At 70.8% G+C, this 20,286-nt stretch carries 19 protein-coding genes; 8 read left to right on the top strand and 11 right to left on the bottom strand.

What is annotated here, in order from left to right; genetic code table 11:
- Positions 1-17 precede the first annotated feature (17 nt).
- Both JL475_RS12875 and JL475_RS12880 read left to right on the top strand, forming a co-directional pair.
- Complete coding sequence (locus JL475_RS12875) at positions 18-1,238, top strand: serine protease (RefSeq protein WP_202277723.1); 1,221 nt, start codon at positions 18-20, stop codon at positions 1,236-1,238.
- 194 nt (positions 1,239-1,432) lie between these two features.
- The gene (locus JL475_RS12880; protein WP_202277767.1) at positions 1,433-1,585 is read left to right on the top strand and encodes a hypothetical protein; all 153 of its coding nucleotides are present in this window, start codon (positions 1,433-1,435) and stop codon (positions 1,583-1,585) included.
- Positions 1,586-1,657: 72 nt separating this feature from the next.
- Here the strand turns inward: JL475_RS12880 and hflX are convergent, their stop codons facing one another.
- The 6 genes from hflX to miaA form a co-directional block, all read right to left on the bottom strand.
- On the bottom strand, positions 1,658-3,154 hold the full coding sequence (gene hflX, locus JL475_RS12885) for a GTPase HflX (RefSeq protein ID WP_202277724.1): 1,497 nt from the start codon (positions 3,152-3,154) through the stop codon (positions 1,658-1,660).
- A gap of 139 nt (positions 3,155-3,293) precedes the next feature.
- The gene (locus JL475_RS12890; RefSeq protein ID WP_202277725.1) at positions 3,294-4,928 is read right to left on the bottom strand and encodes a M1 family metallopeptidase; all 1,635 of its coding nucleotides are present in this window, start codon (positions 4,926-4,928) and stop codon (positions 3,294-3,296) included.
- 151 nt (positions 4,929-5,079) lie between these two features.
- On the bottom strand, positions 5,080-7,257 hold the full coding sequence (locus tag JL475_RS12895) for a bifunctional (p)ppGpp synthetase/guanosine-3',5'-bis(diphosphate) 3'-pyrophosphohydrolase (RefSeq protein WP_202277726.1): 2,178 nt from the start codon (positions 7,255-7,257) through the stop codon (positions 5,080-5,082).
- A gap of 300 nt (positions 7,258-7,557) precedes the next feature.
- Positions 7,558-8,451 carry a diaminopimelate epimerase gene (gene dapF / locus JL475_RS12900; RefSeq protein WP_202277727.1) on the bottom strand — a complete coding sequence of 298 codons (894 nt, stop codon included), beginning with the start codon at positions 8,449-8,451 and terminating at the stop codon, positions 7,558-7,560.
- A 58-nt stretch (positions 8,452-8,509) separates the two neighbouring features.
- The gene (locus JL475_RS12905; protein WP_202277764.1) at positions 8,510-9,028 is read right to left on the bottom strand and encodes a hypothetical protein; all 519 of its coding nucleotides are present in this window, start codon (positions 9,026-9,028) and stop codon (positions 8,510-8,512) included.
- 108 nt (positions 9,029-9,136) lie between these two features.
- Positions 9,137-10,075, bottom strand: a complete 939-nt coding sequence (miaA, locus tag JL475_RS12910; RefSeq protein WP_202277728.1) for a tRNA (adenosine(37)-N6)-dimethylallyltransferase MiaA — start codon at positions 10,073-10,075, stop codon at positions 9,137-9,139.
- A gap of 111 nt (positions 10,076-10,186) precedes the next feature.
- On the opposite strand from miaA, the gene JL475_RS12915 reads away from it, so the two are divergent.
- Positions 10,187-10,456 (top strand): antitoxin, encoded by a 270-nt coding sequence (locus JL475_RS12915; RefSeq protein ID WP_202277729.1) that lies wholly within the window; start codon positions 10,187-10,189, stop codon positions 10,454-10,456.
- A gap of 120 nt (positions 10,457-10,576) precedes the next feature.
- Here JL475_RS12915 and JL475_RS12920 read toward each other — a convergent pair whose 3' ends face one another.
- The 3 genes from JL475_RS12920 to JL475_RS12930 all read right to left on the bottom strand — a co-directional run bounded on the left by JL475_RS12920 (position 10,577) and on the right by JL475_RS12930 (position 13,338).
- On the bottom strand, positions 10,577-11,293 hold the full coding sequence (locus tag JL475_RS12920) for a class III extradiol dioxygenase subunit B-like domain-containing protein (protein ID WP_202277730.1): 717 nt from the start codon (positions 11,291-11,293) through the stop codon (positions 10,577-10,579).
- A 52-nt stretch (positions 11,294-11,345) separates the two neighbouring features.
- Positions 11,346-12,863, bottom strand: coding sequence for a tRNA (N6-isopentenyl adenosine(37)-C2)-methylthiotransferase MiaB (gene miaB, locus JL475_RS12925; protein WP_202277731.1), 1,518 nt, complete (start codon positions 12,861-12,863; stop codon positions 11,346-11,348).
- Between the two features lie 67 nt (positions 12,864-12,930).
- Entirely contained in the window at positions 12,931-13,338 is a 408-nt protein-coding gene (locus JL475_RS12930; protein WP_202277732.1) for a MazG nucleotide pyrophosphohydrolase domain-containing protein, read from the bottom strand.
- A gap of 138 nt (positions 13,339-13,476) precedes the next feature.
- Here JL475_RS12930 and JL475_RS12935 point away from each other — a divergent pair, with 138 nt between their 5' ends.
- Positions 13,477-14,472, top strand: a complete 996-nt coding sequence (locus tag JL475_RS12935; protein ID WP_202277733.1) for a TAXI family TRAP transporter solute-binding subunit — start codon at positions 13,477-13,479, stop codon at positions 14,470-14,472.
- Here JL475_RS12935 and JL475_RS12940 read toward each other — a convergent pair.
- Entirely contained in the window at positions 14,451-15,884 is a 1,434-nt protein-coding gene (locus JL475_RS12940) for a HAMP domain-containing sensor histidine kinase (protein ID WP_202277734.1), read from the bottom strand. The two genes, JL475_RS12935 and JL475_RS12940, sit on opposite strands and share 22 nt — an antisense overlap.
- A gap of 9 nt (positions 15,885-15,893) precedes the next feature.
- Positions 15,894-16,580, bottom strand: coding sequence for a response regulator transcription factor (locus JL475_RS12945; RefSeq protein WP_202277735.1), 687 nt, complete (start codon positions 16,578-16,580; stop codon positions 15,894-15,896).
- A 301-nt stretch (positions 16,581-16,881) separates the two neighbouring features.
- On the opposite strand from JL475_RS12945, the gene JL475_RS12950 reads away from it, so the two are divergent.
- The 4 genes from JL475_RS12950 to JL475_RS12965 all read left to right on the top strand — a co-directional run bounded on the left by JL475_RS12950 (position 16,882) and on the right by JL475_RS12965 (position 20,283).
- Positions 16,882-17,658 carry an amino acid ABC transporter ATP-binding protein gene (locus JL475_RS12950; protein WP_202277736.1) on the top strand — a complete coding sequence of 259 codons (777 nt, stop codon included), beginning with the start codon at positions 16,882-16,884 and terminating at the stop codon, positions 17,656-17,658.
- Positions 17,659-17,737: 79 nt separating this feature from the next.
- Complete coding sequence (locus JL475_RS12955; RefSeq protein WP_202277737.1) at positions 17,738-18,586, top strand: glutamate ABC transporter substrate-binding protein; 849 nt, start codon at positions 17,738-17,740, stop codon at positions 18,584-18,586.
- Positions 18,587-18,700: 114 nt separating this feature from the next.
- On the top strand, positions 18,701-19,378 hold the full coding sequence (locus JL475_RS12960) for an amino acid ABC transporter permease (protein WP_202277738.1): 678 nt from the start codon (positions 18,701-18,703) through the stop codon (positions 19,376-19,378).
- Complete coding sequence (locus tag JL475_RS12965; RefSeq protein WP_202277739.1) at positions 19,375-20,283, top strand: amino acid ABC transporter permease; 909 nt, start codon at positions 19,375-19,377, stop codon at positions 20,281-20,283. Before JL475_RS12960 ends, JL475_RS12965 begins: the two co-directional genes overlap by 4 nt.
- Positions 20,284-20,286: the final 3 nt, after the last annotated feature.

A 20,286-nucleotide genomic window follows, 5' to 3' on the forward strand; every position in this document is an offset into this window, starting at 1 on the left:
GCAGGGGGAGTCAGATCATGCGATCCATACGGCCGTCGTCCACCACTCGCCGAAGCGGGAGGACGCGCCGCGGAACCTCCCCCGTGCTGACCGCCGTCGCGCTCGCCTCGGTGCTCGCGCTCACGGCGACCGCCTGCGGTTCGAGTGACGACACCGCGGGCGGCGACGCCGCCGCGACCGCCGCGGCCGGCGACGGCAAGATCACGATCCCGGACGACATCAAGGACCAGCTCAAGGAGCACGGCATCGATGTCGACAAGTGGCGGAACGGCGAGTGGAAGAACTGGGACAAGGACGACTGGCTGCGCGAGGCCAACGACTACATCAACCCGATCATCGAGGGCCTGTGGGATCCGGACCGCATGCGGGAGGCGGAGGAGCCGGAGCAGGAAGTCGACGAGAGCGACATCTCCGGTGACCAGGGTGTGACCGACCCGACGCCGGAGCCGGTGCAGGCGCAGGACGTGCCGCCTTCCTACCACGCCAACGCCCCCACGGCCGGCAAGGTGTTCTTCGACTCCCCGGAGGGCACCATGGTGTGCTCCGCCACCGTGGTGCAGGACCCCGCCAACCCGGGCAAGTCCAACATGGTGTGGACGGCCGGCCACTGTGTGCACGCCGGCAAGAAGGGCGGCTGGTACCGCAACATCGCCTTCGTGCCGTCGTACAACGACGCGGGCAAGCCGACGGCGGAACTCGAGGGCGCCGCCAAGGAGGAGGTCGCTCCGTACGGCGTCTGGTGGGGTGACTGGGCGCAGACCTCCGACCAGTGGATCGAGCAGGGCGGTTCGACCGGCGGCGACGGCGCCTCGTACGACTTCGCGGTCATCCACGTGACGCCGGAGAAGGGCGGTGACGGCAAGTCGCTGGAGGAGACGGTCGGTTCGGCGCTGCCGGTGGACTTCAACGCTCCGGCGGTGCCCGACATGGAGAGCGTGACCGCCACCGGTTACCCGGCCGGAACTCCGTACGACGGCCAGAAGCTGTTCAGCTGCGAGGACCGGCCGGGTCGGCTCTCGCTCAACACGTCCGAGCCGACGATGTACCGGATCGGGTGCAGCATGACCGCCGGTTCGTCCGGTGGCGGTTGGGTCTCGGCGGGCTCGGACGGCAAGCCCGCTCTGGTGTCCAACACCTCCATCGGCCCGGTGACCTCGGGCTGGCTGGCCGGCCCCCGGCTGGGCGACGAGGCCAGGGGCGTCTACGACGCGGTCAGCGACAAGTTCGCCGGACAGTGACCGACGTGTCCGTTCCCGCGCGCTCCGCGCACCCGGGGACGGGCACATGTCCAGCAGGGCGTTCACGGGATTCAACGGGGGTCTCGCATCATGCGTTCCGCAGGTACGTCCGCGCCACGCCGGCTTCGGCCCCGGCGTCGCAGAGTTCTCGCCGCCACCGGGCTCGTCGTCGCCCTGACGCTCCCCTCGACCGCGTGCGGCGGTCCCGGGTGCTGAACGGCGGGACCGTGCCGGTGTCGAACGCCTCGACCGGTCCGATCGACAACACCTGGCTCGCGGGCCCGCAGTCGGGCCGGGACGCCGAGTTGCTGTACCGGAACACGAGCAGGTTTTACGGCGGCCGGTGACCGCGCACGCCGACGGCCCGCCCCCTGCCGGAGCAGGGGGCGGGCCGTCGCGTCACACTGCGGGCCGCCGACTCAGTGGGCGGCCGACGTGAGCAGGTACGGCGTGAGTTCCGCCGCCAGTTCCTCATGCACCCGCACCTTGAGCAGGGTGCCCTCCGGGGTGTGCTCCTCGGAGATCACCTCGCCCTCGTCATGGGCGCGGGCGACCAGCTTGCCGTGCGTGTACGGCACGAGCGCCTCGATCTCCACCGCCGGGTGGGGCAGCTCGACGTCGATGAAGGCGAGCAGTTCCTCGATGCCCTGACCGGTGCGGGCCGAGACCGCGATGGAGCGCTTCTCCGTCCGCAGCAGCCGCTGGAGCGTCAGCGGGTCGGCCGCGTCGGCCTTGTTGATCACGACGATCTCGGGTACGTCGGTGGCGCCGACGTCCCTGATCACCTCGCGCACGGCAGCCAGCTGCTCCTCCGGAACGGGATGCGAACCGTCCACCACGTGCAGGATCAGATCGGCGTCGCCGACCTCCTCCATGGTGGAGCGGAACGCCTCGACCAGATGGTGTGGCAGGTGCCGGACGAAACCGACGGTGTCGGCCAGCGTGTACAGCCGTCCGCTCGGCGTCTCGGCCCGGCGCACGGTCGGGTCGAGGGTCGCGAACAGGGCGTTCTCGACCAGTACGCCCGCGCCCGTGAGGCGGTTGAGCAGCGAGGACTTGCCCGCGTTGGTGTAGCCCGCGATGGCGACGGACGGCACCTTGTTGCGCCGGCGTTCCTGGCGCTTGATGTCGCGGCCGGTCTTCATCTCCGCGATCTCCCGGCGCATCTTCGCCATCTTCTCGCGGATCCGGCGCCGGTCGGTCTCGATCTTGGTCTCACCGGGGCCACGGGTGGCGAGCCCGCCGCCCTTGCCGCCGCCCATCTGCCGGGACAGCGACTGACCCCAGCCGCGCAGCCTCGGCAGCATGTACTGCATCTGCGCGAGCGCGACCTGCGCCTTGCCCTCTCGGGACTTGGCGTGCTGGGCGAAGATGTCCAGGATCAGGGCCGTACGGTCGACGACCTTGACCTTGACGACGTCCTCGAGGTGGATCAGCTGGCCGGGGCTCAGCTCACCGTCGCAGACGACCGTGTCGGCGCCCGTTTCGAGGACGATGTCACGCAGCTCCTCGGCCTTGCCGGAGCCGATGTAGGTCGCCGCGTCGGGCTTGTCACGGCGCTGGATCATGCCGTCGAGCACGAGGGCGCCCGCCGTCTCCGCGAGGGCCGCGAGCTCCGCGAGGGAGTTCTCGGCGTCCTGCACGGTTCCCGATGTCCACACGCCGACGAGCACGACCCGCTCCAGACGGAGCTGTCGGTACTCGACCTCGGTGACGTCCTCGAGCTCCGTGGAGAGGCCTGCGACGCGGCGCAGGGCCGCGCGCTCGGAGCGGTCGAACTGGTCGCCGTCCCGCTCTCCGTCGATCTCGAGGCTCCAGGCGACGTCCGCTTCCATCAGGGCATCGGCCCGGAGGCCCTCGGGGTAGGTCTGCGCGAGGCGCTTGGTGTCCTGGGAAGGGGAAGAAGAGGAGGTCATTGGGTCCTTACGTCGATGGGATGTCGCAGGTGGCGACGGAATGCGGCCGTCACCCTTCACAACGCGCGGGCCTGCCGGGAGATTCCCGCCGCCCGTGCCGTGGCGACCTGACGATGGTGACACGGCACGGGGCGTCTCGTCATCGTGTTTGTTCCCGGTTCCCACCCGGTCGATGCTCCACCGGCGCGCGCGGTCTCGTGGACTGGGCGCCGGGCCCGGCCGTGGACTTCCAGTCCGGGTGGCCGGGCATCGGCGGGGTCCTGGAGTCGTAGAGCCAGGCCTCCAGGAATCCCGTCAGGTCCCGTCCCGCGACGTCGGAGGCGAGCCGGACGAAGTCGGCGGTGGTGGCCGTGCCGTTCCGGTGGTGGGTCACCCAGAGGCGTTCCAGACGCTCGAAGGCGGTGCGGCCGATCTCCTCGCGCAGGGCGTACAGCACGAGCGCGGCTCCGGCGTAGACGCTCGGCCTGAAGATGCTGATCTTCTGACCGGGTTCCGGGGCCTTGGGGGCGGCGGGCGGCCCGCCCTGCGCACGCCAGCGGTCGGAGGCCTCGTAGGCAACCTTCATCCGGGCGTCGAGGGACGGACCGGACCTCTCCTGCGCGTACAGCGCCTCGTACCAGGTGGCGTGGCCCTCGCCGAGCCACAGATCGGACCAGGTGCGAGGGCTGACGCTATTGCCGAACCACTGGTGGGCGAGCTCGTGCATCATGATCGACTCGACGTACCACGCGGGGAAGCCGGACTCGGTGAAGAGATCCCGTTCGAAGAGGGACAGCGTCTGGGACTCGAGTGCGAAGCCGGTGGAGGCGTCGGCCGCGAGCAGGCCGTACGTCTCGAAGGGGTAGCGGCCGACCCTGGCCTCCATCCAGGCGATCTGGTCGGGAGTCTTCGCCAGCCACGGTTCGAGCTTCTCGCGGTGCTTCGTGGGGACGACGTCGCGCAGTGGCAGCCCCTGCGGACCGGTGCGGTGCAGGACCGTGGAGCGGCCGATGGACACCTGGGCGAGTTCGGTGGCCATGGGGTGCCGGGTGCGGTACGTCCAGGTGGTCGCTCCGCCTGTGCGGTCGACACCGGCCGGCAGGCCGTTGGCGACGGCCGTGTGCCCCTCGGGGGCGGTGATGCGGAAGGTGAACAGCGCCTTGTCGGACGGATGGTCGTTGCACGGGAACACCAGGTGCGCGGCGTCGGCCTGGTTGGCCATGGCGAGACCGTCCGCGGTGCGCACCCAGCCGCCGTCGCGGTCCTCGGCCGACACCGGTTCGCTGGTGTGCCGCACGGTGATGCGGGTCCGTTCGCCCGCGTCCAGACCGCCCTCGGGCGTGATCACGAGGTCCTCCCCGGCGGTGGTGAAGGCGGCCGGGGCCCCGTCGACCTCGACCGACTGGACCGTGCCGTGGGCGAAGTCGAGGTTGATCCGGTCCAGGTCCGCGGTCAGCCGGGCGACGATCGTCGTGGCGGCCCGCAGCGCCTTGTCGTTGGTGCCGGGGTAGCTGAGGGCGAGGTCGTACGACGCCACGTCGTATCCGGGGTTGCCCAGGTGCGGGAAGAGGCGGTCGCCGATGCCCAGCGGCGTGGCCGGGGCGCTCGCGGCGAGGAGGCAGACGGAGACGGCCGACGCGAGCAGCGCGGCGGACGTCCGCCGTCGACGGCCACGAGGCACCACCGCGCGGGCGGTCGCGCCGTGGGCGGACGGACCGGGGACGGCCGGACGGTCGGATGCCGGGCCGGGAGCGGTCGGGCCGGGAGCGGTCGGGCCGTGGGGAGTGAGCAGCATGGCCCACGGCTACCAGCGCGCGCGGGCGCCTCGGCGACGGCGCGCTCCCGGCCCACCCGATCGGGTGGGCCGGGAGAGGGGCATTCGGACGGTGGGGCCGCCGCGCGGCGGGCGCTCACGGCCGGGCGGTGTTCCGCACCCGCGTGTACCGTCAGGCGCCCTGGGTCTGCGGCTTGGTCCGGCTCACGTCGTACACACCGGCCACGTTGCGCATCGCGCGCATGAGGGCGGGCAGGTGCGCGGCGTCGGGCAGCTGCACGGTGTACGTGTGCCGCACCTGCTGATGGGTCGGGGGCTCGACGGTCGCGGAGACGATCTCGGCACCTTCGAGGGCCATGGCCTCGGTGAGGTCCGCGAGCAGGTGAGGCCGGACGAACGATTCGGCGACGAGCGTGACCCGGCATTCGGCTCCCTCCCCCCAGTGCACGCCGACCTCCGCGCGCCCCGCGTTCTTCATCCGCGCCACGGCGGCGCACTCGACCCGGTGCACGGTGACCGCTCCCCCGCGCACGGCGAAGCCCGTCACCTCGTCGGGCGGTACGGGCGTACAGCAGCCGGCCAGCCGTACGGTCGCGCCCGGCCGGTCGGCCAGGACCTGGGCGCCGGTGAAGGGGCCGGACACCGCCCCGGGTGCCTGGGCGGCGGGCCCGTCGGCGGGGCGGGGAGCCCACCGGGCTTCCTCGGGCCGGGCTTCCTCGGGCCGGGCGGCCGGCGGGTCGCTCCGCTCGGGGTGGGCGGTCAGCCAGCGCTGGATGGCGATCCGCGCGGCGGGCGTGTGGGCGTGCTCCAGCCACTGTCTGGAGGGCTCGGAGGCGGGGTCCTGTCCCATCAGGAGCTGGACGGTGTCCCCGTCCTTCAGGGTGGTGCTCAGCGTCGCCAGACGGCCGTTGACGCGGGCGCCGATGCACGCGTGCGCGTCCTCCCCGTACTGCGCGTACGCGGCGTCCACACAGGTCGCCCCGCCGGGCAGGCCGATCGTGCCGCCGTCGGGGCGGAACACGGTGATCTCACTGTCCTGGGCGAGGTCCTCGCGCAGGGTCGACCAGAAGGTGTCGGAGTCGGGTGCGCCGCGCTGCCACTCCAGGAGCCGGGAGAGCCAGCCGGGCCGGGTCGGGTCGACGCGCTCGCCGTCGCTCGCGGACTGCTCCTCGGCCGGGGCGGCGTACGGGTTTCCCAGAGCGACGACACCGGCCTCGGCGACCTTGTGCATCTGGTGGGTCCGGATGAGGACCTCGACGACCTGGCCGTCGTCCCGGGCGACCGCGGTGTGCAGCGACTGGTACAGGTTGAACTTGGGTACGGCGATGAAGTCCTTGAACTCCGAGACCACCGGCGTCAGGCAGGTGTGCAGCTCGCCCAGGACCCCGTAGCAGTCGGCGTCCTCGTTCACCAGCACCAGCAGACGGCCGAAGTCGGCGCCGCGCAGCCGACCGCGTTTGCGGGACACCCGGTGCACGGAGACGAAGTGGCGGGGACGGATGCGGACCTCGGCCGGGATGTCCGCCTCGCGCAGCACCTCGCGCACCTCGTCGGCGACCTCGGCGAGCGGATCGTCCGCGCGGGAGGCGTTGCGGAGGATCAACTCGCGCGTGTGCTCGTTCTCCTCCGGGTGCAGGATCGCGAAGACCAGGTCCTCGAGTTCCGTCTTGAGCGCCTGGACCCCGAGCCGCTCGGCGAGGGGGATGAGCACGTCCCGGGTCACCTTGGCGATGCGCTCCTGTTTCGCGGGGCGCATGACGCCGAGGGTGCGCATGTTGTGCAGCCGGTCGGCGAGTTTGATCGACATCACGCGGACGTCGTTGCCGGTGGCGACGAGCATCTTGCGGAAGGTCTCGGGCTCGGCCGCGGCGCCGTAGTCGACCTTCTCGAGCTTGGTGACGCCGTCGACGATGTAGCTCACTTCCTCACCGAACTGCTCACGGACCTGATCGAGCGTCACCTCCGTGTCCTCGACGGTGTCGTGGAGCAAGGATGCCGTCAAGGTCGTGGTCTCGGCGCCGAGTTCGGCGAGGATCAGGGTCACGGCGAGCGGGTGGGTGATGTACGGCTCGCCGCTCTTGCGCATCTGGCCGCGGTGCGAGGACTCGGCCAGGAGATAGGCCTGGCGCAGGGGTTCGAGAGCGGCGTCGGGATGGTGGGCGCGATGGGCGTCGACCACATGGCCGATGGCGTCGGGGAGCCGGTCGCGGGAGGCGGGGCCGAGCAGCGCGGCACGGCCCAGTCGGCGCAGGTCGAGCCGGGGGCGGGCCTTCCTGCGGGCCCCTGTGGGCGCGACATGCCCCGATGTCGCAGGACCTGGGGTCGCAGGATTCACGGCCTCCGCGTTCATGGGCACCTCCGGCTGCGTCGACCGGCGGACGGGCGTGCCCCAGGGCGGACTCGGGCTCAGGGGACGGCGTTCGTCCCCCGTCCGGGCCGGTGCTTGATGCTACCGACCCCAACACGTGCGACCGACCGCCTCCCGCCGAGCGTGAAACGGATCACCCCATCGAGCGAAGCCCGGCACTGCGGCGGTTTCACGCCACGGGACCGGTGGCTCGCCGTCCTCTCGAAGCCGAAACCCGCCCCCGCACCCCGCGGATGCAGGTCTCCCGCCCCGCGCATCTGGGATACCGAGCCGGTACGGACTTCAGCGGGGCAGGTTCTCCAGCCACCCCTCCTCGATCACTCCCTCGGCGACGATCACCGCGGGTCCGGTCATCTCGATCTCGCCGTCGGGCCGTTCGGTGATCACCAGGGTGCCGCCGGGCACATCCACGGTGTAGGTCACCGGGGTTCCGGTGACGCTCGGGTCGACGCCGTCCCGGCGGGCGGTGGCCACCGCGACCGCGCAGGCACCCGTGCCGCACGAGCGGGTCTCGCCGGCCCCGCGCTCATGGACGCGCAGCGCCACGTGCCGCGGGCCCAGGTCGGCCACGAACTCGACGTTGACGCCGTCCGGATAGGCCGAGGCGGGGCTGAAGGAGGGTGCGGTGAACAGATCACCGGCGTGCGCGAGGTCGTCCACGAAAACCACGGCGTGCGGGTTGCCCATGTTCACGTTCCGCGCCGGCCGGCTGCGCCCGTCGACGCTCACGGTGACGTCGCCCTCGGGGAGCAGTGCCCGGCCCATGCCGACGGTGATGTCACCCGCGGCGGAGCCGCTGTCGGACCCGGTCTTGGCGATGTGCACCGTCTTCACGCCCCCGCGCGTGGCGACCGCGACATCCCCTTCGGCCACATGCCCTGCCCGCTGGAGGTAGCGCGCGAACACCCGTACTCCGTTGCCGCACATCTCGGCGATCGAGCCGTCGCCGTTGCGGTAGTCCATGAACCACTCGGCCTCGGCGGCCAGGTGCCGCGCCTCGGGATGCGCCGCGGACCGGACCACGTGCAGCAGTCCGTCGCCGCCGATGCCCGCGCGGCGGTCGCACAGGGCCGCGACGACGGCGGGGGGCAGGTCGATGGCGTTCTCGGGGTCCGGGACGATCACGAAGTCGTTCTCGGTGCCGTGCCCCTTGAGGAAGGCGATCCGCGTGCTCATCCCTCGATCGTACGGGGTGGCCACGGCAGCGCGTCCCCGCCACGGCCCCGCGCGGGCGTCAGCGGAGGCGGGCCACCCGCCAGACGGCCAGCGCCACCACCGCGGCGACCAGCACGGCGTAGGCGGTCACGACCCGCCAGTCGGGTCTGCGTCCGGTGCTCCGGGCCGGCAGTCCTGGCCAGGTGTGGCCCACCCTGCGGGCGGCCACCATGCCCCAGCCGGCCGCGCAGGAACAGATCAGCAGGCCCAGCATGGCGATCACGGCACCGCTGTCGCCGAAGTCGAAGGCGAGCGGGAACGCGAACATCAGCGAGCCGACCGCGGCCAGGCCGACGATGGGTGCGAGCTGCCAGAGGCGCAGTCGGCGCTGCGGGCGCAGCTCGACCTCGACCTCGTCGCCGCCCGCGAACATCTCGTCCGGCTCGGGGCCGTCGTCGGTCACTCCACTCTGCGTCTCGTCCGGCCCGTCGGGGCTGAGGCGGTCGGGGTCGAGACGGTCGGGTTCCCGCTCCGGTGCACCCCGCTCGGTGGTGAGGTGCTCGGTACCGTGTGCGGTGTCGCGAGGGCCGGCCTCCATCGCCACGCGCCCTCCCAACTTGGACTCCACTTGGTCGATCGAAGCTCGATGATGGCACGGCGTCAGAGGCCCGGATGACGGCCTGGGCGTCCCGATGCCATGACGTGATCAGGCTGTAACCGGTCGTTCGACCAACGACAGCGCGAGCTGCGGAAGTTCCCTGAGGTCCGCCGCGGCCCCACTCAACCAGTGCACCCGCGGATCGCGCCTGAACCACGAATCCTGACGGCGCGCGAAGCGCTTCGTGGCACGCACGGTCTCCGACCGCGCCTCCTCCAGGGTGCACTCCCCGGCGAGCGCCGCGAGGACCTGCTGGTAGCCGAGCGCACGCGAGGCCGTACGCCCCTCGCGCAACCCCTGCGCCTCCAGTGCGCGCACCTCGTCCACGAGACCCGCCTCCCACATCCGGTCGACCCGGCCGGCGATGCGCCCGTCGAGTTCGGGGCGGGCCACGTCGACGCCGATCTGAAGGGTGTCGTAGACCGAGTCGTGGCCGGGAAGGTTGGCGGTGAAGGGCAGGCCGGTGATCTCGATCACTTCGAGCGCCCGGACGATGCGGCGGCCGTTGCCCGGCAGGATGGCCCGCGCGGCCTCGGGGTCCGCGGCGGCGAGACGGGCGTGCAGCGCGCCGGAGCCGCGCAGGGCGAGCTCCTCCTCCAGGCGCGACCTGACGTCGGGGTCGGTGCCGGGGAACTCGAGGTTGTCGACGGCCCCGCGGACGTAGAGGCCGGACCCCCCGACCAGGACGGGCCAGCGCCCGTCGGCGAGCAGGGCGTCGATCCGCTCCCGGGCCAGACGCTGGTACTCGGCGACGGACGCGGTGACGGTCACGTCCCAGACGTCCAGGAGGTGGTGCGCGACTCCCCCGCGTTCCTCGGGCGTCAGCTTGGCGGTGCCGATGTCCATCCCGCGGTAGAGCTGCATGGAGTCGGCGTTGACCACCTCACCGCCGAGCTGCCGGGCCAGGAACACGCCCAGATCGGACTTTCCTGCTGCGGTGGGACCGACGACGGCGATGACCCGGGGGGCGGAGGATGCGCTGCTCACCGGTCCAGTCTCGCAAACGCCGCAGCCGGGCGGGACAGCCTCCACCCGAGTACCGTATGGAGTGGATATGGGCGTTTTCGCACATGAACCGCACCGCGAGGAAGGTGGACCATGGGTCTCCTGAACAACATGAAGGCCAAGCTGGGTCCTGCCAAGGACAAGGTCTCGCACCTCGCGCAGCAGCACGAGGGCAAGATCCAGCACGGGCTGGAGAAGGCCGCGAAGACCGTCGACGAGCGGACCAAGGGCAAGTACAGCGACAGGATTCACACGGGCACGGGCAAGGCCAAGCACGCCATGGACCGGCTCGCTCACAGGAACGACCACGGTCCGGACACGGGTGGCACCACGCCGCAGGCCGGGCCGCCGCCCACTTCCTGAGCGCGGTACGGCGAGGGACGGCCGGGAGTGCGAGGCACATGAGATGTGCCTCGCACTCCCGGCCGTCCCTCGTCTCGGACCGTTCGTCGTTTCCAGGCCGACCTCGCACCCGGTCGGCGGCTACGACCAGGCGGCCACGATGTAGCCCACCCCGTACGGAGCGTCCTCGTACAGCAGGCTGCCCTCCAGGACGGTGCCCTCGGCCGCGCCCGCGAGAACCTGCCAGGGTGCCCGGCCGGACACCATGAGTTCGCGCGCCAGGCCGCTGTCCAGTGCCCGCAGGGCCGCCGTGTCGGCCGTTCCCAGCGCCCGGGCGGCCTCCGCGTCGAAGGGCGCCGCCCGCTCGTCGAGGTAGCCAGGGGCCTTGAGCGTGCGGCAGGCGCTGGCGTCGCCCATCACCAGCAGCGCCACCCGCTCCGTACCGGCGACGATGTCCCTTCCCTCCTGGACGCACCGCTCGGCCTCGAGAGGTTCCCCCACGCCGAGTCCCTCGACCGGGACGCCCGCCCAGCCGGTCCGCTCCAGCAGCCAGGCGCCCACCGCAAGCCCGGGGGGAAGTTCCCGTCCGGTCGCCGCGCCCCGGCCCGCGCCGAGCCGTACGCCGAGATCGACCCCGAAGCCGCGGAAGGACCCCGCGCTGCCCTCCGGGTAGCGCTCGGGCCCCGCGTCGCCCTGCAGCGGGCCGACGACCACGAGCCGGTCGGGACGGGCGGCGGCGAGCACACCGACCGCGTCCCTGCACGCAACCCGCGCGGCGTCCAGCTCGTGGGCGGCGCCCACGGCGACCTCGGACACGAGGAGCGGCGGGCAGGGGCAGACTGCGGCGGCGACCATCATGATCGGCAGCGTAGCCCGCGCGGGCCGCCCGCGAGTCCCCGGCCGGTCGCCGTCAGTCGCAGCCGCAGCCGCCCGCCGCGACCGGCAGGGGTTCGGGCGCACCGATCTTCGGCAGGCCCAGCATCACGCCCGCCGGCCGCGCCGCCTTCTCGGCGTTCCGCTTCTCCCAGGCGTCACCCGCGCGCGTGCGGCGCACGCTCAGGGCGGGGCCCTCGGCGAGAAGGTGGTGGGGGGCCGCGTACGTGATCTCGACGGTCACGACGTCGCCGGGGCGGACCTCCTGCTCCGGCTTGGTGAAGTGCACCAGGCGGCTGTCCCGGGCGCGGCCGGACAGGCGGTGGGTGGTGCCGTCCTTGCGGCCCTCCCCTTCGGCCACCATCAGTTCCAGGGTCCGGCCGACCTGCTTCTTGTTCTCCTCCCAGGAGATCTCCTCCTGGAGGGCGACGAGCCGCTCGTAGCGCTCCTGGACGACCTTCTTGGGGATCTGGCCGTCCATCTCGGCGGCCGGGGTGCCCGGCCGCTTGGAGTACTGGAAGGTGAAGGCCTGCGCGAAGCGGGCCTCGCGCACCACCTGCAGGGTCTGCTCGAAGTCCTCCTCGGTCTCCCCGGGGAAGCCCACGATGATGTCGGTGCTGATCGCCGCGTGCGGGATGGCGGCGCGGACCTTCTCGATGATGCCGAGGTAGCGCTCCTGCCGGTACGAACGGCGCATCGCCTTCAGCACCGTGTCCGAGCCGGACTGGAGCGGCATGTGGAGCTGCGGCATCACGTTGGGCGTCTCGGCCATGGCGGCGATGACGTCGTCGGTGAAGTCGCGCGGGTGCGGGGAGGTGAAGCGGACGCGCTCCAGGCCGTCGATGCTCCCGCAGGCCCGCAGCAGCTTGCTGAACGCCTCCCGGTCACCGATGTCGGAGCCGTACGCGTTGACGTTCTGGCCGAGCAGGGTGATCTCCGAGACGCCCTCGGCGACCAGGGCCTCGACCTCGGCGAGGATGTCACCGGGACGCCGGTCCTTCTCCTTGCCGCGCAGCGCCGGGACGATGCAGAAGGTGCAGGTGTTGTTGCAGCCGACGGAGATGGACACCCAGGCCGCGTAGGCGCTCTCGCGGCGGGTCGGCAGCGTGGACGGGAAGGCCTCCAGCGACTCGGCGATCTCGACCTGCGCCTCCTCCTGGACGCGGGCGCGCTCCAGGAGGACCGGCAGCTTGCCGATGTTGTGCGTGCCGAAGACGACGTCCACCCAGGGGGCCCGCTTCACGATGGTGTCGCGGTCCTTCTGCGCGAGGCAGCCGCCGACCGCGATCTGCATGCCGGGGCGCTGCGCCTTCTTCGGGGCGAGGTGGCCGAGGTTGCCGTAGAGCTTGTTGTCGGCGTTCTCCCGCACGGCGCAGGTGTTGAAGACGACGACGTCGGCGTCGCCGTCGGCGCCGTCGGGGGCGCGGACGTAGCCCGCGTCCTCCAGCAGCCCGGACAACCGCTCGGAGTCGTGGACGTTCATCTGGCACCCGTAGGTGCGGACTTCGTAGGTGCGCGTGCCGCCCACTGACTGGCTCCGGTCGATGCTGCTCATGCCCTACAGGGTATGCGCTCCCCACGACACGCCGGGACGGCGGAGCGGGCTCCGCCCGGGCCCCGGCTCAGGCCTCCGCGCCCGGCGTCCATCCCTGCCGGCGCAGCACCCGGGACACGTCCGGGGCCTCGTAGTGGTCGCCCTTGAGGACCTTGCCGTCGGAGCGGCGGGTGATCCGGCCGTCGGGGCCGCGCTTGGTCATGTTGGAACGGTGGATCTCGGAGATCACCGCGTCGAGGTCGATGCCGTGGACGAGTGCCGTGCCGTAGGCGACGTAGACGACATCGGCCAGTTCGTGTGCGAGCCGGTCGAGCGGGCCGTGCACCGCCACCTCCGCGACCTCGGCGGCCTCCTCGGCGAGCAGTTCGCCGCGGTGGGCGGCGAGTGCCGGGGAGACCTCGGTCGGTGTCTCGCGCGCGTCCAGCCCGAAGGCGCGGTGGAACTCACGGACCAGGTCGGCGGGCGAAGCGCTCATGCCGTGACTGTAGCGGCCGCCCCCGACAGTCCCGACGGTCCCGGCTGCGTCGTCCGGTCCGTCGCCCTGCCCGACTTCCGCCCGGATATGTGCGCTCTGCCCTGGTCAGCGGGGCGTACGGACTGGCAGGATCGCGCCATGTCCAACGCGCTGTCCCGTATCGGCAGGCGCCGGGTCCTGCGGGGCGCGGTCGCCGGTTTCGTGGCGCTCGGACTGCTGCTGTGGTGGCTGGCTCCCTGGAGCGAGGAGCCGCCCCGTGGGACGGTCACCCTGAGTACGGGGACACGCGCGGGGGTGTACCAGAAATACGGTGAGCTTCTGCGCACCTCGCTCAGCAAGCACATGCCGGACCTCGAAGTGCGGCTGCTGACGAGCGACGGGTCGCAGGAGAACGTACGCCGGGTGGCGACCGGAGAGGCCGACTTCGCGATCACGGCGGCCGACGCGGTGGAGACGTACCGACTGAGCGACCAGCGCGGTGCCGACCAGCTGCGCGGGGTCGCCCGTCTCTACGACGACTATGTGCAACTCGTGGTCCCGCCCGGCTCCGACATCCGTTCCGTCGCCGATCTGCGGGGCAAGCGGGTCGCCATCGGGCCGCCCAAGTCGGGGGTGCGGCTCATCGCGAACCAGGTGCTCAGGGCGGCGGGCATCGATCCGGAGCAGGACATCAGACCCTCCGCGGACGGCATCGACACCGGCCCGGGGCGGCTCGGGCACGGGCTGGACGCGTTCTTCTGGTCGGGCGGGCTGCCCACGGACGGCCTGCGGACGTTCTCCGAGGACTCCGGTCTGCGGTTCGTGCCGATAACGGCCGACCTGGTCGCCCAGCTCCATCGGCAGAGTGGCGCCACGCGCTACTACCGGGCCACCAACATGCCGGAGTCGGCCTACCCCCGCAGCCAGCGCGGTGCGACCGTCCCGACGATGGCCGTCTCCAATCTGCTGATCACACGGACGGACACGGACCCGCGGCTCACCGAATGGCTGACCCGGATCGTGCTCAAGAGCCGGGACCGCATCGGGAAAAACGTCCACTCCGCCCAGCTGGTCGACGTGCGCACCGCCATCTACACCGATCCGCTCCGGCTGCACGACGGTGCACGCCGGTACTACCGGTCCGTCAAGCCCTGACCGGTGGCCGCCCCCGCGGGAGCGCTCCGCGGCACCGTCACCGTCACCGTCAGCCCGTGCGGCTCGTGGCGGTCGTACGCGATCGAGCCGCCGCCCGCCGTGAGCAGGGCCCGGGCGATGGACAGGCCGAGGCCCGAGCCCTTGACGTTCTGGTGCCGCCCGCTGCGCCAGAAGCGGTCCCCGACGCGGGCCAGCTCCTCGTCGTTCAGACCGGGGCCGTGGTCGGTGACGACGACGGTGGAGGTGTCACCGTTGGAGGAGACGGCCACCTCGACGTTCTCGCCCTCCGGCGTGAACTTCACCGCGTTGTCGATGACCGCGTCCAGCGCGCTGGACAGGGCGACCGGGTCGGCCCACGCCGTGGTCGGCGGACAGTCCCCCGCCAGCAGGACCCCCTTGGCCGCGGCGGTGGGCGACCACGCCGCCACCCGTTCGGCGGCCAGGGCTCCGATGTCGGTGACCTGGAGCTGGGCCTCGCTGTGCTCGGCCAGCGCCAGGTCGAGCAGGTCGTCCAGGACGTGCGCCAGCCGCCTGCCCTCGGCCTGGACCGAGGCGATCTCCTCGTTGCCGTCGGGCAGCTCCAGGGCGAGCAGTTCGATGCGCAGCAGCAGCGCCGAGAGCGGGTTGCGCAACTGGTGCGAGGCGTCGGCGACGAAGGCGCGCTGCTGTTCCAGCACGCCCTCGACGTTGTCCGCCATCTCGTTGAAGGACCGGGCGAGCCGACGGAGTTCCGGCGGTCCGCCGGCCACCGCGACCCTGGACTTCAGCCGCCCGGTGGCGATGTCGTGGGTGGTGGCGTCCAGGACCCGTACGGGCTTGAGCACCCAGCCGGTCAGCCGCAGGGCCGCGCCGACGGCCAGCAGCATCGCCGCCCCCTCACCCACGGCGATGATCAGCCAGCCCTGGAGGATGCGTGAGCGCATCTGCCCGGTGGGCGAGTCGGTGACGACGACCGCGACGACGTCGCCGTCCCGGATGACCGGCGAGGCCACCACCAGGCTGCGCTGCTCCCAGGGCCACACCTGCTCGGGATCATGGCTGCGGCGGCTGAGCAGCGCCTCCCGGAAGGCCTCGCGCACCTCGCCCGTCCCGGGCAGGAACCAGTCGTCCGGCGCGTGCGCCATCGGGAGGTCGTTGCGGTAGAAGACGCCGGCCCGGATGCCGTACACCTCGTGGTAGCTGCGGAGCTCGCTGCTGAGGGTCTCCCGGCGCTCGTCGATGTCGTCGGTCACGGGGTCGACCGGCTCGGTGACGAACTGGGCGAGGGCCGCGAAGCGCGCCGTGTCGTCGATCCGGTCGACGACGACCTGTTGCTGCTGCGCACCCGCCAGACTGACGGCGAGCGGAACCCCGAGCGCGAGCAGCACGGCCGCCATCAGGACGATGAGCAGCGGCAGCAGACGTGTGTGCACCCGGCCACGCTATGCCGCGGGCTCGACGAGCCGGTAGCCGACTCCGCGTACCGTCTCGATGAGGGCCGGCCTGCGCAACTTGGCGCGCAGGGAGGCGACATGCACTTCCAGAGTGCGCCCCGTTCCCTCCCAGCTGGTGCGCCACACCTCGCTGATGATCTGCTCGCGGCGGAAGACGACCCCGGGCCGTTGGGCGAGCAGGGCCAGCAGATCGAACTCCTTGCGGGTCAGTTGGACGACCGAACCGTTCACGCTGACCCGCCGGGTCGGCAGCTCGATGCGCACGGAGCCGAGACGCAGCTCGGCCTCACCGGCGGCGACGGCGTCCTCCTGGACGGTGCGCCGGCTGACGGCGTGGATCCGGGCGAGCAGTTCGCCCGTGTCGTACGGCTTGACCACGTAGTCGTCGGCGCCGAGGTTGAGTCCGTGGATGCGGGAGCGCACGTCGGAGCGGGCGGTGACCATGATCACCGGAGTGCCGGTGCGTTTGCGGATCTTGCCGCAGACCTCGTAGCCGTCCTGATCGGGCAGGCCCAGGTCGAGGAGGACGACGCCGAAGCCGTCGGCCTCGGGGACGAGCGCCTGGAGTGCTTCCTCGCCGCTGCGCGCATGGGTGACGTCGAACCCGTGCCTCGCCAGAATCGCCGACAGGGCGGCGGCGACGTGGTTGTCGTCCTCGACGAGCAGCAGTCTCATCCGGTCCCCCTTCGGTTCATCGTCCGTACGATCCGCCTGTGTACAAAACCGTCTGTGCACGAAAACGTGTGGATGTGTGCGTGCATCTTGCAGTGACGCCGATGAACGGGGACGGCGTCAAGAGGGTTCCGGTTGCGCTTCAGTACCGTTATCCGGCCGAAATGAGCCCTGCTCACAAGTGCTACGACATGTATCCGATTGCTACCGGATCGTGATGCTCAGATTCCCCTCAGATGTAATGACGCGGATCTGAAGGATCACTACTGTCCTCCCAAACCGAGGAGGACGGAGCCTGAGAGCGATGACCGAAGTAACGGCGGCCAAGGAAGATGTGGTCGCGACCGACGAACTGGTCGTCCTGAAGAGCGTCAACAAGCACTTCGGCGCGTTGCACGTACTCCAGGACATCGACCTGACGGTCGCCCGCGGCGAAGTCGTCGTGGTCATCGGGCCCTCCGGGTCCGGGAAGTCCACCCTGTGCCGCACCATCAACCGCCTGGAGACGATCGACACCGGATCGATCACGATCGACGGGAAGCCCCTGCCCCACGAGGGCAAGGAGCTGGCGCGGCTGCGGGCCGACGTGGGCATGGTCTTCCAGTCCTTCAACCTCTTCGCGCACAAGACGGTGCTCGAGAACGTGATGCTGGGCCAGGTCAAGGTCCGCAAGAAGGACAAGAAGCAGGCCGAGGAGCGGGCCCGTGCCCTGCTCGACCGGGTCGGCGTGGGCGCGCAGGCCGAGAAGTACCCCGCGCAGCTCTCCGGCGGCCAGCAGCAGCGTGTCGCCATCGCGCGGGCCCTGGCGATGGAGCCCAAGGTCATGCTCTTCGACGAGCCGACGTCGGCTCTCGACCCAGAGATGATCAACGAGGTTCTGGAGGTCATGCAGCAGCTCGCCCGCGACGGCATGACCATGATCGTCGTGACCCACGAGATGGGATTCGCCCGGTCCGCCGCCAACCGCGTGGTGTTCATGGCGGACGGCCGCATCGTCGAAGCCGCTTCGCCGGACCAGTTCTTCAACAATCCGCGCAGCGACCGCGCCAAGGACTTCCTGTCGAAGATCCTGCACCACTGACGGCGCCCCCGCGCCCTGACGACTTGCGTCACCGGATGAACCGGGCCGCATCACTTCACCAGTCAAAAGGAAGTGCACCATGAAGCTCCGCAAGGTCACCGCCGCCTCGGCCGCCGTGTTCGCCCTCGCCCTGACCGCCACCGCCTGCGGGGGCGGCAACGACAAGGACAGCGGTTCGTCCTCCTCCGGAGGCGGCGGCGACAAGATCAAGATCGGCATCAAGTACGACCAGCCCGGTCTCGGCCTGAAGACGCCGGACGGCTCCTTCACCGGCTTCGACGTGGACGTCGCGACCTACGTCGCCAAGGAGCTCGGCTACGAGCCCGACCAGATCGAGTGGGTCGAGACCAAGAGCGCCGACCGCGAGAACGCCCTCGCGCGCGGTGACGTGAAGTTCATCGCGGCGACCTACTCCATCAACGACGAGCGCGCGCAGAAGGTCGACTTCGCCGGCCCGTACCTGCTGGCCCACCAGGACCTGCTGATCAAGAGTGACTCGGACATCAGCGACGCCACTGACCTGAACGACAAGAAGCTCTGCTCCGTGACCGGCTCGACCTCGGCGCAGAACGTCAAGAAGGACTTCGCTCCGAAGGCCCAGCTCAAGCAGCTCCCCACCTACTCGGAGTGCGTCGCCGCCCTGCAGAGCGGTGCCGTGGACGCGCTGACCACCGACGACTCGATCCTCGCCGGCTACGCCTCGCAGGACCAGTACAAGGGCAAGTTCAAGCTCGCCGGTCTGAAGCTGAGCAACGAGAACTACGGCATCGGCGTCAAGAAGGGCGACACCAAGACCGTGGACAAGATCAACGCGGCCCTGGAGAAGATGGTCAGCGACAAGTCCTGGGAGAAGGCGGTCGAGGCGAACTTCGGTCCGGCCGAGTACAAGAACGAGCCGGCGCCGAAGATCGGCGACATCGTCAAGTAAGCCCAGGACCGTCCGTAACGCGGGGTCTTGAAGGCGTGCCGCCGTCCGTCGCGATCAGGGCGGCGGCGCGCCGCGTCCGCCACGTACGCCACACACCCGGAAGCGCGGGAGATCGTGTTCGACTTCATTTCTGACTATAACGATCCAACCTTGTTGGGTGCCTTCTGGATGACGGTGAAGCTCACCGTGGTCTCGGGCATCGGCTCCCTGGTCTGGGGCACCCTGCTGGCGGCGATGCGGGTCAGCCCCGTCCCCCTGATGCGAGGATTCGGTACCGCCTATGTGAACATCGTCCGGAACATCCCCCTGACGGTCATCATCGTCTTCACCTCGCTCGGCCTCGCCGACATCTTCGGCATGACCATGGGCGCGCCCGACGACTTCGCACTCCAGGGCTTCCGCCTCGCCTCCCTCGGTCTGGCGGCCTACACCGCGGCCTTCGTCTGTGAGGCGCTGCGCTCCGGCATCAATACCGTGCCTGTCGGGCAGGCCGAGGCGGCCCGCGCCATCGGCCTGAACTTCTCTCAGGTGCTCAGCCTGATCGTGCTGCCGCAGGCGTTCCGCGCGGTCATCACGCCGCTGGCCAACGTGCTGATCGCGCTGACCAAGAACACGACGGTGGCAGCCGCGATCGGTGTGGCGGAGGCCGCTCTGCTGATGAAGGAAATGATCGAGAACGAGGCACAGACGCTGCTCATCGGCGCGATCTTCGCCTTCGGATTCGTGGTACTGACCCTGCCCACCGGCCTGTTCCTCGGCTGGCTGAGCAAGCGACTGGCGGTGAAGCGGTGACCTCCGTTCTGTACGACGCCCCCGGCCCCCGGGCCAAGCGGCGCAATGTCATCTTCTCGGTCGTGTTCGTCGCCCTCCTGGCCCTCCTCCTGTGGTGGGTCTACCGGACGATGGACGAGAAGAGCCAGCTGGAGTGGGCCCTGTGGAAGCCGTTCACCGAGTCCGAGGCCTGGACGACGTACCTGCTGCCCGGCCTCGGTGACACCCTCAAGGCCGCGGGACTGGCCATGGTCATCGCGCTTCCCCTGGGCGCGATACTCGGCATCGCCCGGATGTCCGACCACCGGTGGGTGCGAGCTTCTGCCGGCACGGTGGTGGAGTTCTTCCGGGCCATCCCGGTGCTGCTGCTGATGCTGTTCGCCAACGAGTTCTTCGCCCGCTCCACGGACGTCAGCACCACTGACCGGCCGCTGTACGCGGTCGTCACCGGTCTGGTGCTCTACAACGCCTCGGTCCTCGCCGAGGTCGTCCGAGCCGGCATCCTCGCCCTGCCCAGGGGACAGACGGAGGCGGCCCAGGCGATCGGCCTGCGCAAGAGCCAGACGATGTCGAGCATCCTGCTGCCGCAGGCGGTCACAGTGATGCTCCCGGCGATCGTGACCCAGCTGGTCGTCATCGTGAAGGACACGGCGCTGGGTGGCGTGATGCTCGGCTTCACCGAGCTGCTGAGCGCACGCGGCACGCTCGCGGCCAACTACGCCAACGTCATCCCGAGCTTCATCGTCGTGGCGGTCATCTTCATCGCTCTGAACTTCCTCCTCACCTCCTTCGCCTCCTGGCTCGAGGCACGGCTGCGCCGCAGCAAGCGCAGCACGGGTGCGGTTCTCGGCGCCGACGAGGTCGACGACCTCAACGCAGGCGAGGTCGGGGGCACCCAGAAGACCGGTGGGGACGGCATCGCCTGACGC

Origin of the sequence: Streptomyces sp. M2CJ-2 (genome assembly GCF_016757295.1) — a bacterium.
Lineage (GTDB): Bacteria > Actinomycetota > Actinomycetes > Streptomycetales > Streptomycetaceae > Streptomyces.